A 13,921-nucleotide genomic window follows, 5' to 3' on the forward strand; every position below is an offset into this window, starting at 1 on the left:
CAACTGCCGTGCGAATAGAGGATGAAACGGATGCGTGACCCGCACTAACTGCTGATTTGCGCTGCTCGAGGCTGCATTCTCATGTGAGATACAAGCGGCTGGAGGACGGCGAGTTCCGCTGGCCGAAAGTACAGGACGGCGTGATGCGGCTTACGGCCGCGCAACTGTCGGCAACCGCCAGCCGGATGGACGGTTTTACTGAAAAGCTGCTCGCCGAGACCGGGCTTTTCGCAATGGTGGTTAAGGCGGAGAGGGGACCGGTGGCCATCGAGTCGATTCTCAGACACAAAACGCCCTATCTTATCGCAGTGGGTGGCGCTGCGTACCTGATTTCAAAATCGATCAAGGCGGCACGGCTCGTTGCCTTTGAAGATCTGGGCATGGAAGCCATCTATGAATTCGAGGTGCAGGACATGCCGGTCATCATGGCTGTCGATATTGAGGGGAACTCAATTCACAATTCCGGGCCTCTTGAGTGGCGTAAGCGCATGGCGGCCGACAGCATCGCACGCAACATCGGCGTTTAGTCTTCGGCGATCCGGCCATCTCAGCGCCGGATTCTGGGCCGTAGCGGTAACATGAGCGGCATTTTGCACTACCCAGCGGCGAGCCAGATAAGAAAGGCCTTCAAGCCGAATGCGCCGGTGTAAACACTGCATCTGACTGTTCCGTCCACGCGATCGATGCTCGGATGCTGTCGAGTGTGCCAATCAGGTAAAGCAGCGGAGATTCAAAAGAATGCACTCGACAACCCACTCTGGCGCGTTGCGGGCCGGGGAGCGGATGTCGTCCACTACATTCGGTCACTTCAATTAATGACAGAATTGATTCGGATCAATTGCGCTGTCGACCACCGCTTGAGAGCAAAAGGTCATGAAGTCGAAATCTGATCCTGTGCGCCTAGACGCTTGGGACGTCCGGATTCTCTCAGAGATTCAGTCAGACGGTCGGATTTCGAAAAGCGAGCTCGCAAAGCGTGTTCATCTTTCGGCTTCGGCCTGTTCGGAACGGCTCCGTATACTCCAAGCCGCAGGAATAATTGAGGGTTCTACGCGCGACTAAGTCCAGCGCTCATCGGGGGCATGATCTGCATAATGGTGGAGGTGGTTCTGGATCGTCATCGTCTGGAGGATCAACGGAACTTCGAGACTGCGATCCAAGAGACGCCGGAAATCCTGGACTGCTGGGCTATCGGGGGGCGGATCGATTATCTTATGCGAGTTTCATCTCCTTCTATGGCTGCGTATCAGGATTTCATGGAGGGACTGCTGCAGGCAGGCTTAGGGATCGATCAATACTACAGCCTTATCGTGACGAAACCAGTGAAATCCAATTCACCAATCCCTTTGTCCGCTCTAAGGCAAAGATAAACTCCCGAAGCCGTGGTTTCCACGGCGATTGGTGCCGATCCAGCGAATTCGTCGGCTAAAGTCGTACATTCCCGCGAAAGTCGAGAGGCGTTTGCCGGTATACTAATTGCTAAAGAGGCGGCTGGCTGAGTGTCCTCCGCCGATGATCGCGAGGAGACGGACGATGAGCTTGAGCAATCTGGGAACCGAGCAACTCCGGGAGAAGGATCGGAGCTTTGTCTTTCATCCGTCTACGCACTTAGCCAAGCACAGCCGCGGCGAGACGCCAAACCGAATTATGGTAGGCGCAGAAGGCGTGTACATCTGGGATACCGAAGGCCGAAAAAGCCTCGACGGTTTTGGCGGGCTCTATTGCGTCAATATGGGGTATGGCTGCACCGAGATAGCCGACGCCATTGCCCGGCAAGCCCACGAGTTGCCGTTCGCCCATGTCTATGCAAGCCAAGGAACCGAGCCAGTCGCGCTCTTGGCAGAGGCCGTGGTCGAATATTTCGGTCAGAACATGCGAAGGGTCTATTTCGGCCTCTCCGGTTCCGACGCTAACGAAACCAATATCAAGCTGGTCTGGTACTACAACAACATCCTCGGCCGCCCTGAAAAGAAGAAGATCATCTCGCGACATCGCGGATATCACGGGTCCGGGCTGATCACCGGTAGCCTGACAGGCCTTCCCTTCTTTCACAATTTCTTCGACCTGCCGCTGGACTTGGTGCGCCATACGACGACGCCACATTACTATCGCCAGGCGCATGACGGCGAAAGTGAGGAAGCGTTCTCCAGACGCTGTGCTAACGAACTTGAAGCCCTTATCCTCGCTGAAGGCCCCGAGACAGTTGCAGCCTTTATCGGAGAGCCGGTACTTGGGACCGGCGGCATCGTTCCGCCCCCAAAGGGATACTGGACGGCAATTCAAGGCGTGCTCGACAAGTACGATATCCTTCTGATCGCCGATGAAGTGGTCTGCGGCTTCGCGCGAACCGGTGAGAAATTCGGTTCCCACCTGTATGGCATGCGCCCGGATTTCGTAACGATCGCCAAGGGCTTGAGTTCAGCCTACCTGCCTATCTCCGGGTCTATTATCGGTGATCGGGTCTGGTCGGTCTTGGAACAAGGAACGGAGAAGCACGGCCCACTTGGCCATGGCTGGACATATTCTGGTCACACGCTTTGCGCGGCGGCAGCGCTTGCGAATATTAAACTGCTCAAGGAAAGAAGCATCTTGGAACATGTTCGGGATGTCGGACCGTATTGGCATGCCCGCATGAGAGCCGAACTGGAGGGACATCCTATTGTTGGCGAGGTTCGCGGCGTCGGCATTCTAGCCGCCGTGGAGCTGATGCAGGATCCTAAAGGGCGGGTACCATTTGAACCCGGACTTCAGGTCGGCGTGCGCGCCGCTGCTGCTCTGTTTGAGAATGGTGTCATCGGCCGCGCTATGCCGCATGGCGATAGTCTCGGCTATGCCCCACCTCTGATCATTTCCCGGAAAGAGATCGACATCATCGTCGACACGACCGCGAAATCAGTCGATACGACCTATCGCGCGCTGAAGGCGGACGGCGCGATATGATCTGGCGTGAGATGAAGCCTTCCACTCGGATCGGCCGGGATATTCACGTGCGGCAGCCCTGTGGCGTCATGAGCAGGGGGGCGCAACAATCCGCTTCGCTTTTAAGGCAACTTGCATGGAGGGTGTGCGAGCCGATGCCGAAATGCGACGCCAATCTCGAAAAACACACTGCCGCCTTCGCGTCCGAAGACGGCTCACGTGAGCTGCTGCAAAAAAAGAGGTGACGCTTTCACAGACCACAGACCGCAATCTACCGTGAGGCTGAGCTCCTCCATGGAGCAGTCTCAACCGCACGCAAAAAGACACCCCGACCGTGATGAAGTGCAAACCCAAGAGGACAACTGTCACCTGCTAACAGATGACGCTGGAATGACGTCTCGGTTTCGATAACAGCGCCGTCGAAGCACATATCGCCCTCCCAAGGCGCACCGGCCCGGCACGGAGCTCAGTCTCCGGCCGGGCCTTCTACCCAGAATGGCTGCGGATTGGCCGGCCCGTCTTGGCTCCTTTTTGGGAGGCCAGAACTCACTGCAGTTTAGCTATGCAAGACGCTTTTCATAGATTTGTAGAGCAGATCGCGGACAGCGCTGACGCGACGGACCTGCGCAACGCTCTGGGCGAGATTGCCTCTTCGCTCGATTTGCCGTCTTTTGCCTATCTTTTCCCTTCGCCTGTCAAGGGCCGCAAGGTGCGCCTGATTTCCACCTACCCTCAATCCTGGACATCTCACTACCTTCAAAGTCGGTATGAAAAGATTGACCCGGTTATCTATCAGGCGCGTGGTGGTCAGGAACCATTCAACTGGGATGCGCACGGTGCTGTTCTCGAACTATCGACGCAGCAGCGACAATTGATGGATGAGGCGACGCAATTTGGCATTCGCTGCGGCTTCACGATCCCGATCCATGACAGCACCGGTACTTTTGCAGCACTGACCTTCGCCTCCGATGAAAGGCGACCACCGTTCTTTCGCCTGATTGATCGATATGATCGCGTGCTGCAGCTCATCGCGGTCTTCTTCCACCTTCATGCCTGTCGCAAGCTGGCCGACGGCAGGACCGTGGCTGGCGTTGCCCTGTCGCGAAGGGAAATGGAATGTCTGAAGTGGGCGGCTCGCGGCAAGACGGCGTGGGAAATCGGCCGCATCTTGGGAATCAGTCGGAGCACCGCAGCCTTTCATCGGGATAACGCCAGGAAGAAGCTTGGCGTGAAGACGGCTATTCAGGCAGCCGTTCGACTTGCACTATCCAGGCCATCTCTCTTCACCTGATCTCCGAAACCTGGGCACATGCACAGGTTGTATCAACTCCGGCCTTTGCCTTCAATCGCAGGTGTTATCCATGCGAGGGAGAAAGGCCATCATGATGCAGTTGATCACGCCGGATTGCTACGCTGAGTTCAGCGACGAGCTCGAGCAGATGCACCGCTTGCGGTATCGCGTCTTCAGGGATCGACTTGATTGGGACGTTTCGTTCAGCGGCGGCTTTGAGGTCGATCCGTTCGACGCGCTTCGTCCCCACTACCTATTGCTGCGTGCGCCCGACGGACGCATCGACGGCTGCGTGCGCCTGTTGCCGACTACAGGACCGACAATGCTGCGCGATAGCTTCTTCGCTCTCCTTGCCGACCGTCCAGCGCCGGAAGATCCGCGTGTTTGGGAAAGCAGCCGTTTTGCGCTTGATCTGCCGCCTTCCGCGCCGAAACAGGCGGGCATCGCTATTGGCACCTACGAGCTGTTTGCCGGGATGGTCGAGTTTGGGTTGTCACGTGGTCTGCACAGCATCGTTACCGTAACGGATCTACGCATAGAGCGGATCTTGCGTCGCGCCGGCTGGCCACTCGAACGGCTGTCCGATCCGCAAACAATAGGCCACACGCGCGCCGTTGCCGGATATCTCGACGTCTCAACACAGAGCTTGGAAGCCCTCCATCGCAATGGCGGACTCAAAGGCCCGGTACTGTGGACACCGGTCATGAAGATCGCCTGAGCCTGGAATCTGACCTTTCTTGGAAACGATGCAATGGACGAAACAAGACCTGGTGATGGTGACTATGGCTATGTCGAGCGGCTGACCAGCCGAGGCTGGGCCTGGGAATTCCTCAGGCGCAATCCGGACTTCCAGAAGGATCTGGCGAACGCGCTACGCGGTGCCGAACGCACGAACGCCCGGTCCGTGGACATTATCAGCCTGGCTTCGAACACTGTTGATCTCTCGCGGTGGGGCCTTCTGTTTTGCAAGCTCAAAAGGAACTGATGCGAGCGTTTTTTGGTGCCCCTGCCAATGTCCGCATGTTTTACCGGTTGCTGCCGAAATGGCGGCGCGGCCGCGCGGGGTCGACGTGCTCGATCTCGTCGCGCACTCCTGCCGCATCTCCATACTCGTCACGCGGGATGGGCATCAGCACGTCCTTGTCGATGACAATGGCAGGAGCTTGCAGTTGGCTGCTTCAGGCGTCAGCATCCTCGAACCTGTGCGATTGACAGCCTCCGTCCTCTGGTCGCCAGAGGAACTGAAGCAACGCCTGAACGCGCTGGAATGTCTGAACAGCCTCCGTTCGACCGGCAGGCTGCAACCAGGATTCTTTCCGACCGAGCCCCGTTGCTCGCGGTTGCGCCGAGTGTTGCGTGCGCTCGACGGCTCCATCGCTGGCGCACCACACCGCGAAATCGGCCTTGCCCTGTTCGGCAGAGCCCGCGTCGAGCAGGACTGGGCCGACCCCGGTGACCATCTTCGCGACAGCGTCCGCCGTGCAGTCAGACGCGGGCGCTGGCTCATGAACGGTGGGTATAAGCGGTTTCTTCTATAGCGATCGTCACCATCAGGCCTCTTGGCCAGAGAACAGCTCTTTGTACCCCGCGATCACCAGCCAGTGGGCGCGCGCGAGATGGCTGCGAACCGCCTTTTGGGCGCGAGCCGGCTCTTGCACTGGATCGATGCCCAATATCGCGTGCGCCATCTCTTCTTCGCTGGCATTGCCGGCGCATGCGTCTAAGAGCTTCAAATATATCGTGAAGTGCTCATCGTCGTAAGCCGTCAGGCTCTCCGCCCATGGGACCTCGTCGGCAACAGCAGGTTTGAGCAATCTGTCTACCATTTCATGTCTCGCCGTATGACCTATGCCGCGTCCGCGCAGATCTTTGACTGCACAATATCCTAAAATGGAATAATCCGAAACTGGGATTAGTCCATGAGCCGGTTCCTTCTTGGCCGGTTCGTCTGATGCCGAAATCCCTTCGATCAGCTCGCCAGCGCCGGCTGCTAGAACGGCTGATTGCGGCGCGCAAAACCAAAGGGGTCACCCAGACCCAGGTTGCTGATATGCTGGGCTGCCCACAATCCTTCGTGGCCAAGTACGAGGGTGGTGAACGTCGGCTGGACGTAATTGAGTTTCTCGACGTTACCGAGGCTCTCGATATCGATCCTTGCGAGCTTCTGGCACAAATGCGTCGCTCTCGTGACCTGTAGACGGCGTTGCGCTTGGATTGCTCAACAAAAGCCCTCAACAGGGGCCTCGTCCGCGATCGGCGCATTCGGTTCAGAGTGAAGCACCGCTGTCCTATCTTCGATAAATCGGTTCCGCGCAGCCGCCCGCGGGCGGATTGAGACCTCCGGTGCGGAATACATATTATAGTTAATAGACTGAAGATGCCTAATCCGCTGACTCGGGGGATGGACATGCGCCAGTTGGTCGGACGGAATGTGCAGACGTTCAGGCAGAAGAACCATCTGACGCAGGAGCAGCTTGCCGAGATCTCCGGCTTCAGTCAGCAGTACATAAGCGGTTTGGAGAAAGGCCGCAGAAATCCGACAATCGTCACGATCTACGAGCTGGCACAAGCCGTCGGCGTGAGCCACATGGAACTCGTTCGGCCTGGCCTGAGAAACGGTAGGTGACGCCTGGGCCTTGCCACCTATCGAACCCATCGGCTTGCCAGCCGATCGCACTGCGAAGGAAATTGGTGCCCAGAGCAATGAATGGACCGCTCCCGATGTCCTTGCCGTAGCCGTACCCGCCCGCGCCGGGCTCGTGGAAATAAGCGGGATAGCCAAGAGCCTGCAAGCTTTGCGGCCATCTTGCGGCGCGTGGCCCGGATCCGGATCGGGCGCGGCGCCGGCGTCTGCAGCGAGCTTGCGTCGCGTGACCGCTTCGCCGCCTTCCAGCCGCGCCTCGTCATCAAGTCCCGTGTCGTCAAGCTGGATGGAAAGGGACTTCAGCGGGCGCGCGCTCAATCTGCGCTATATCCAGCGCGCTGGCATTCGATAGCAAGCCCAAGGGAACTTTATGATCCGGAGGATGGCACGACCAGCGACCGTCATCAGTTCAGCTTCATCTTTTCGGCCGAGGCACGGTGACCGATACCGGGATCTGGCGTTTCGAGCCGAGACCGGTCGCGACAGCCTCGTCCGCCCGGGCAAGAAAATGTTCGAGCAAGTGGAGTGTGTGTCTGAGCAGCGCAAGGAACTGACGACGCGCATAGTTTGCAAAAGCTGACGCCTCACGAGCGCGCGCCGAGGATCCGCCAGACGGAACCGGCTGTGAAAGGGCAGACCGCTATATTCTATATGCGGCTCGGGGAATCAGACGTGCCTCCGTAACCGATGCACGGCTAGCCAAGTCAATACCCAGTCGGTGGTGGTATTAAAGCGGATGTCATAGGATTCGCCCGCAGGTAATTCCCTGCAAAGGGTTTGTGTTAGGTGCAGCCGCAAGCATCCGTTCGCAGGGGGCGTCCGTAGTTCAGCACACTCGAACCCAAAAAAGCGCCGCACCACCGGGTAGAGTCCTTTGAAAAGTGTTTCCTTTGCCGAAAAGAGCAGCGTTGCCAGCCGATCTGGAGGGAGCGCCGTCTGTCGTGCAATCAAGTCACGTTCACGCTGGTTAGCCGTCATGCTCAGGATCGATTCCAGCGCGTGACCGCTGGCTATTGCCTCGATGTCGACACCGGCTTGCCAGCCTGGATCGCCTTTGGCGAAACAGGCGCAATGCCCCCGCGCATGGGTGATTGAACCAACTGAGCCTTTTGGCCAGACTGGGGCGCGGTCGGGACGGATGGGAATCTCAGTAGTAAGTTGGCCCAGCGCCTGCAGCGCCGCGTTCGCCATCGCGCGACCGGCCAGAAATTCGGCACGGCGTGACGGTAGTGCCGTGCACAAGCTGGGAGGGAAGGCCAAGGCAAGCTTATGAAACAGATCTTCCGTGTAGCACTCGAAATCGAACCGGCCATGCACAAGAACCGCATCGACGTATCCCGTGTCGTGCAAGGTCACGTCTTTAAGAAATCCAAGCGAACGGGCAGAAAGAGCAATAAGGTGCCTGACGGGTGAGGCGCCGATGCTGGAGGCCGCGCTCACCGACACAGGGCCCACCCTAGACCCCATAGCCGTAGACAAACGCAAGGTTCTCCTTCGGCTCGGGAAAGCTCAGTTTTCGCGGTGGCGACCGCATGTTTGGCGAGCGTGATCATGGATGATTTCTCCTCAGTCTGTGCCGCAGCGCGTTTGGGGATAGCCCGAGCATGGGTCGTGCCAACTAGGACCTTTCAGAACAGTGCGATCATTCCGATGGTACTGTATCATCTGACATCGTCGAAGGACACCGAGTCCTACCGTGACCGCCTGTCGGTTCCCTGTGCGAACTCGGTGTGCGCCGCCGAAAACTCAACTCACCGCGGACTGGTCGAGTTGCATACGAGGAATGACTCGATTTCAAGGTGTGGGCCGACCGTTGATGTGCGAGGACGACTTTGAACCGAAGCCCCTGAAACATGCGCGCCACCCGCAGCCGCAGATACTTGGATCGGGCGCTGCCGTCAGCCAATCTTGCTCGTAAGAGGACGGTGAGAAAGTCGCGACACAAGTAACCTTCCATGCATCTGGATTTGGGCCGGCGCCGGCATGTCCGAGTGCGTGCGACCGGCGTTGCGGTCGTGTCGTTCTCGTTGATAATGGGTACGGCGCCAACTTTGAGAAGTCGTTGAAGGGTTGAAACCGCATTGAGGCGGCGATGCTGATCATCTATATCTTCGCGGGTCAATAGTATTTGCCTAACGCTAAAACTATGGCGTTTTAAACTCTGTTCATAGGCACGCATGAGTTGAACCTGACCGATAGCGCCGGCCGTTTGTTTCTCCTCAACTCGCAGAGATCTGTCCAGATGGTTGAAGTGACTTGAGCCGACCGCGACAGCACCAGACGTGACGATGATCACCTGCTGCCCGCGTGGAAAAATCGGACGACATCCTCTATTAGTTTTCAAGCCAAGAACCGCGTATTTCTGCGGTTTCTGGATCGCCGATCAGTGCTGAGCCAATCTTCACTATCAACCGGCGAGCCGAAACCAATCGGATCGAGCTTGTTGGTGCTGCCGCTGAGTGTTGCTGCACTGGAAGTGAGGACACGTATCTCCAATCTCACCTGTCCTGAGCGTCACGGCCTTCGAGGGGTATAAGGGCGCACGAGGCGCCCTTGATTTCAGATCGGCTGTCAGCAAGCCGCGTCGCCTTGGTATCAGAAAAGGTAGGTGACGCCTGCGCCTATCAACCACGGATCGAGCGCAGCCTTCCCCGTCAGCTTCGCGCCGTCGACCGTGACGTCGAAGTCTGGCTTGAGGAAAAGCTTCTTCACATCGAAGTTGACGCCCCAATGCTGATCCACCATGTAGTCGAATCCGACCTGCAGCGCGGTGCCGAACGTGTTCTTAACCTTGAGAGCATCGGCGCTGCCGCCATCCTGGTTATAGAATATCGTGTAGTTCACGCCGGCGCCGACATAGGGCTTGAAAGCGCCTAAATCGGTAAAATGATACTGCAATGTGAGCGTAGGCGGCAGCAGCCAAACCTTGCCGATATTGCCCAGCCCGCCGATCGTACCTTGGCCCCCGATGTTAGCGTAGGTGGTGCCGAGTATGAGCTCCGTGGCGATGTTGTCCGTGAAGAAATAGGAGATATCGAGTTCCGGCGTCACCGTGTTTGAATACGAAAGATCGGAGCCGGGCACTGCATTGACGTAGCCCGAATCCTCAGTGACGACCCCCAACGCACGCAGGCGGATCTGCCAAGGGCTTGGCGCTTCCGTGACCGAGGCCCCTGCCTGCGGGACGCTCGCCGCGTGCGCAAGGTCCGCCGCAACGGCCTGCTGTCCCATCACGATGAGGACAACGGCCGCTGTTACTCCCCGCGCCGCCCGCATTTGGTTTCTCGCCATGATACTCTCTCCTTGCTTTCAGAAATGTGGACTGAACTACGAAAAGTCTTGCTCGAATTGCTTGGGATTGCCGCGGCGCTCATGCGCAGTTTGCGTGGGACCGCGCACACATTACCGTGCTCGCAATCATCGACCCTGTACTCACTTAGAAGTAAGCGGGATAACCAAAGGCCTGCAGCTTTGCGGCCGTCTTACCCGCTTGGCCCGGGTGGACGCACGCCCGCTTCGTGGTGGAGAGCAGAATCGGCGGATAGCGGCAGGGGTGGTCCCGGCACCACAGTGCGCGCGGAATTCCGGCATCTTGCCAGAAGTTGTAGAGGCACTGACCGCGGCGCTGATCACGGGATCAGGGACGGTCGAGATCGCTGTCAGGGCGTCGTGGTCGCGATCGAACTGTGTTCCACCGAAGTGCCCCCGGGTCCTAGCCGACTGGCTGGCGGCCCAGGCAAGTGTCCGTTCTCCTTCTACATCTTCGAGCCAAAGATAGGGATCATCGTCGGGGGCATTCAGCGTTGGGCGGAAATCGAATATGGTCATGTCCGGATAACGTGAAGAATGATGTAGACTGGAAAACATCCGCAACGTCCTGTCGGCTCGGAAAGGCCGAGTTTTCGCGGCTGCGACCGCATGTTCGGCGAGCTTGATCATGGCATGATTTCTCCTCAGTCCTTGCCGCAGCGCGTTTGCGGATAGCCTTGCACGTGTCGTGCCAAACGAGAAAATCATATCACAACAATGATGTGGCTCTGATTGCGGTGTGTCTCATGTCCGACTTTGTCGGAGACCCGACAACGAGTGCAGCGTGACCGCCTGATAGAACCTCCTCTGCGAGCTCGGTGGGCACTGCGGAATAAGCAGTGAAGCTCACCGCGAAACTTAGCCGAGCTTCGGACCGACATCGGCGACGGGCGATCGACGACCACTACGTCGCCGGCGTCGGGCGCGGCACAGCCTGAGGTCTGCGCGCCGGCGACATCAAATAACTGCGTTTACGATGGCTACATCCTGCCCCACCGGTGGGCGCGCAAAAGACTGCTTTGCCGCCTCATCCCTCCGCATGGATTGAGTCCCAGGGACCGAATGGCGCACGTGCTTTTGGAACCAGCAGAGTGGTCATAACGCAATTGTCTTCCGGCTATCTTTACAGAGATTCGACAATCCAGTTGGTGAATGTCCCATATCGCGCAATCATTGATGCGCTTAGGTCTGAGCATGCGCCCACCCGCAACCATCTCATCAAGAGCATCGATCCGACACCAACATAGAGAATTGCTTCCCCATGAGAGAGGTGTCGCGACGGACATGAGATTGCGTCACTCTTCATGATCGCGGCCTCCGAGGATGTCGGGATCGAGCCACTGCAACGGCACGATAGGGCGAAGGACCTGGCTGCTCTTGCAACTGCCGACCTCAATGGGACGATGGGAGAAGGCACATCGCGATTTGTCCGGCAGAGACACCTGCTTCTGCACTGTCCGTTCATGAAGACTTCGTGCTGGTCTCCATAAGAGAAGTATTCTGGTGCAGAAGGTGCCCGATTAGCTATTCGGAAAAAGGCGACATCGACGTGCAAATCGGGCGTCGCCGTGAGGCGTTCCCCCTCAATGTCGGATTTCCGACAGGATCGCAAATCCGCCAACCCATTGTTTAATAAAATTTTCCTTCTCTGGCACGGCCCATGCGCGGGAGTCTGCGAACGCATCAGCGAGACGTCGTCCATGATCATGCGCACCGAAAATGCCGTCGCCGCAGAAAAACCGCGCTCTCGCCTGCCATCAAGCCGCCGGAAGGCCGGCGCGTCATGGTTGAGGCGGGCGATTGCGCCGGCCTCAAACACCTCAATGGGCCTGGAAAGCGTCTCGCGTGACCGCGACGCGGGCATCCAGACGGGCGGAAAGGACATACGTCGTTGCCCCACGTCGCCGGCATGACCCGTCGATTGTCACCGCGCTGGAATGCTCGGGTCCACATTCGAATACCCGAACGCGCTGGACAAATTCTCGCAAATCCGGTCGGGACCGGGGCTCGAAAACGTCCGCGAGGGGCCCCAATGGCTATGGCCGAAACTAGCCGCGAACAAGCCGCCTAGTGGGAAGATTCTATAGGAGGAAAGCGAGTGGAGTTATCTTGCGTTGGAGTGGGTGCTGGGCCGTCTAATTTGAGCCTTGCGTGTCAGATACACGAGCAAGTTGGGCAAGGGGCACTGTTCCTGGATCGGCAGGTCGACTTCCGCTGGCATCCAGGCGTCGCATTCGGTTCCTCGGAGCTCCAGGTCAGCCACTTCAAGGATCTGGTCACGCTGGTGAATCCGCGATCAGCCTACACTTTCGTAAACTTCCTTCACGAGAACGGGCGTTTGTACCACTTCCTGAACGCACAGTTCGAGGCTGTGTTCAGAGCTGAGTTTGAGCAGTACCTGAACTGGGCCTTCGACAGGAACCCACTTGTCCGCGGCGGCGAGACCGTGCACGAAATCCGCTTTGACGGCGAGTTTCGGGTGCGGACGGATAAGGCGGTTCTCGGCGCCAGAAACGTCGTGGTCGGCATTGGCAAGCAGGCGCAAATTCCGCCTCAGTTTCAGGGCTGGATTGGACGCAACCTGTTCCACTCATCTGTTTTACTGCACATTCACCCTGAGGTGCGGAGAAAGCATGTCTGCGTGGTCGGCGGAGGCCAGTCGGGAGCCGAGGTGATGTTGCATCTTGTCGGCCTGCCGAAAGAACGGCGGCCTGCCTCGATCATTTGGGTCTCGCAGCGCGAAAACTATCTGCCTCTGGACAACAGCCCGTTCACAAACGAGTTGTTCATGCCCTGCTTTTCGGATCGTTTCGCGGCGATGAGCGAGTCGCAGCGTAAGCTGCTCCTGCGGCGTTTCGTGCTTGCCTCGGACGGCATTTCGGAAAGCACGTTGCGCGCGATGTATCAGGCGCTGTACCGCCACGCATTTTTCGAACCAAACCGATGCGACATCACACTGCGGCCGGGCTGCACCGTCTCGCACTGCATCAACGCCGGCGCGGGTCACAGGCTGACCCTGCAGCACGGCATGGACGAGGTCGAAGAAGTCACGGCTGACATCGTCATCCTGGCCACCGGTTACGAGAACGCGGTGCCAGACTTCTTGGAACCCATCGCGCACCGGCTGGAGCAGATCGACAATGAATTAGCTATTCGGGAGGATTTTTCGGTGAGCTGGGACGGACCGCGTGACAGACGCATCTTCGTACAAAACGCGAGCCTCGGGCAGCGCGGCCTGGCCGATCCGAACCTAAGCCTGCTGGCCTGGCGCGCGCGCCGCATCCTCGATAGCCTTGTTGGGCGCGCGCCATGCGCGAACCCCGAGCAGCCTGGCTTCATCAGCCATACCTCGATCGAGAGCTGGCCCGCCCCCGCAGCCGAAGAAATGGGCAGCGGGATATGACTCGTAGACTTTTGATCATCGGCGGTGGCATCCTAGGAATGATATCCGCCTCCGCTGCGGCGAAGGCCGGAGGCTTCTCCGAAATCATCGTGACCGAACAAGCCCTTGGACCAAGCGGCGCATCGCATTATTCTGGGGGCGTGCATTTCCCCTACGGTTGTCAAGACCGTACCAGGTCGCTCACTCGAAAGAGCGCCGTGGTCTTGGCGGCCATGGCTGGGTCGGCGGTCAGCGGATGGTGCCGGCCTTTAGGGATGCGTGTCGTGGCTGGACCGGGTGAAGCGATTGATCCGGCCCAGTTTACGGAACCCCTGGACCCGACCGAGCCTGACATAGGCAGTCTCGCGCCGAGCTT

General features: G+C 58.2%; 13 protein-coding genes and 2 pseudogenes. 10 read left to right on the top strand and 5 right to left on the bottom strand.

Features of this window, described 5'->3' with window-relative positions:
- Positions 1-173: 173 nt before the first annotated feature.
- From NKI17_RS30995 to NKI17_RS31025, 7 genes and pseudogenes are all read left to right on the top strand, one after another.
- A pseudogene (locus NKI17_RS30995) lies at positions 174-527 on the top strand (fumarate hydratase C-terminal domain-containing protein); the annotation flags it as partial.
- 346 nt (positions 528-873) lie between these two features.
- Positions 874-1,370: pseudogene (locus tag NKI17_RS31000) on the top strand (Lrp/AsnC family transcriptional regulator).
- A gap of 163 nt (positions 1,371-1,533) precedes the next feature.
- Complete coding sequence (locus NKI17_RS31005; RefSeq protein WP_352907280.1) at positions 1,534-2,940, top strand: aminotransferase; 1,407 nt, start codon at positions 1,534-1,536, stop codon at positions 2,938-2,940.
- A gap of 541 nt (positions 2,941-3,481) precedes the next feature.
- On the top strand, positions 3,482-4,210 hold the full coding sequence (locus NKI17_RS31010) for a LuxR family transcriptional regulator (protein WP_352907281.1): 729 nt from the start codon (positions 3,482-3,484) through the stop codon (positions 4,208-4,210).
- A 91-nt stretch (positions 4,211-4,301) separates the two neighbouring features.
- Complete coding sequence (locus tag NKI17_RS31015) at positions 4,302-4,928, top strand: acyl-homoserine-lactone synthase (protein ID WP_352496526.1); 627 nt, start codon at positions 4,302-4,304, stop codon at positions 4,926-4,928.
- A 33-nt stretch (positions 4,929-4,961) separates the two neighbouring features.
- Complete coding sequence (locus tag NKI17_RS31020) at positions 4,962-5,195, top strand: transcriptional regulator domain-containing protein (protein WP_352496527.1); 234 nt, start codon at positions 4,962-4,964, stop codon at positions 5,193-5,195.
- A gap of 58 nt (positions 5,196-5,253) precedes the next feature.
- Positions 5,254-5,748: a DUF2285 domain-containing protein gene (locus NKI17_RS31025; protein ID WP_352907282.1), complete on the top strand. Its 495-nt coding sequence runs from the start codon at positions 5,254-5,256 to the stop codon at positions 5,746-5,748.
- 12 nt (positions 5,749-5,760) lie between these two features.
- Here the strand turns inward: NKI17_RS31025 and NKI17_RS31030 are convergent, their stop codons facing one another.
- Positions 5,761-6,036 (bottom strand): DNA -binding domain-containing protein, encoded by a 276-nt coding sequence (locus NKI17_RS31030; RefSeq protein WP_352496529.1) that lies wholly within the window; start codon positions 6,034-6,036, stop codon positions 5,761-5,763.
- Positions 6,037-6,161: 125 nt separating this feature from the next.
- Between NKI17_RS31030 and NKI17_RS31035 the strand changes: the two genes are divergently transcribed.
- Both NKI17_RS31035 and NKI17_RS31040 read left to right on the top strand, forming a co-directional pair.
- Positions 6,162-6,407: a helix-turn-helix domain-containing protein gene (locus NKI17_RS31035; protein ID WP_352907284.1), complete on the top strand. Its 246-nt coding sequence runs from the start codon at positions 6,162-6,164 to the stop codon at positions 6,405-6,407.
- Positions 6,408-6,611: 204 nt separating this feature from the next.
- A complete protein-coding gene (locus NKI17_RS31040; RefSeq protein ID WP_352496531.1) occupies positions 6,612-6,836 on the top strand; it encodes a helix-turn-helix domain-containing protein in 225 nt (74 codons plus the stop codon).
- Positions 6,837-7,520: 684 nt separating this feature from the next.
- On the opposite strand, the gene NKI17_RS31045 is transcribed toward NKI17_RS31040, so the two are convergent.
- The 4 genes from NKI17_RS31045 to NKI17_RS31060 form a co-directional block, all read right to left on the bottom strand.
- Entirely contained in the window at positions 7,521-8,300 is a 780-nt protein-coding gene (locus NKI17_RS31045) for a 4'-phosphopantetheinyl transferase family protein (protein ID WP_352907285.1), read from the bottom strand.
- 196 nt (positions 8,301-8,496) lie between these two features.
- A complete protein-coding gene (locus NKI17_RS31050; protein WP_352907286.1) occupies positions 8,497-9,150 on the bottom strand; it encodes an amino acid kinase family protein in 654 nt (217 codons plus the stop codon).
- A 299-nt stretch (positions 9,151-9,449) separates the two neighbouring features.
- Positions 9,450-10,145: an OmpW/AlkL family protein gene (locus NKI17_RS31055; RefSeq protein WP_502894665.1), complete on the bottom strand. Its 696-nt coding sequence runs from the start codon at positions 10,143-10,145 to the stop codon at positions 9,450-9,452.
- A gap of 141 nt (positions 10,146-10,286) precedes the next feature.
- Complete coding sequence (locus NKI17_RS31060) at positions 10,287-10,793, bottom strand: hypothetical protein (RefSeq protein ID WP_352907287.1); 507 nt, start codon at positions 10,791-10,793, stop codon at positions 10,287-10,289.
- 1,510 nt (positions 10,794-12,303) lie between these two features.
- Here NKI17_RS31060 and NKI17_RS31065 point away from each other — a divergent pair.
- Positions 12,304-13,566, top strand: coding sequence for a lysine N(6)-hydroxylase/L-ornithine N(5)-oxygenase family protein (locus tag NKI17_RS31065; RefSeq protein WP_352907288.1), 1,263 nt, complete (start codon positions 12,304-12,306; stop codon positions 13,564-13,566).
- The last annotated feature ends 355 nt before the right edge of the window (positions 13,567-13,921 follow it).

It is taken from the genome of Mesorhizobium sp. M0816, from assembly GCF_040320005.1.
Taxonomy (GTDB): Bacteria; Pseudomonadota; Alphaproteobacteria; order Rhizobiales; family Rhizobiaceae; genus Mesorhizobium.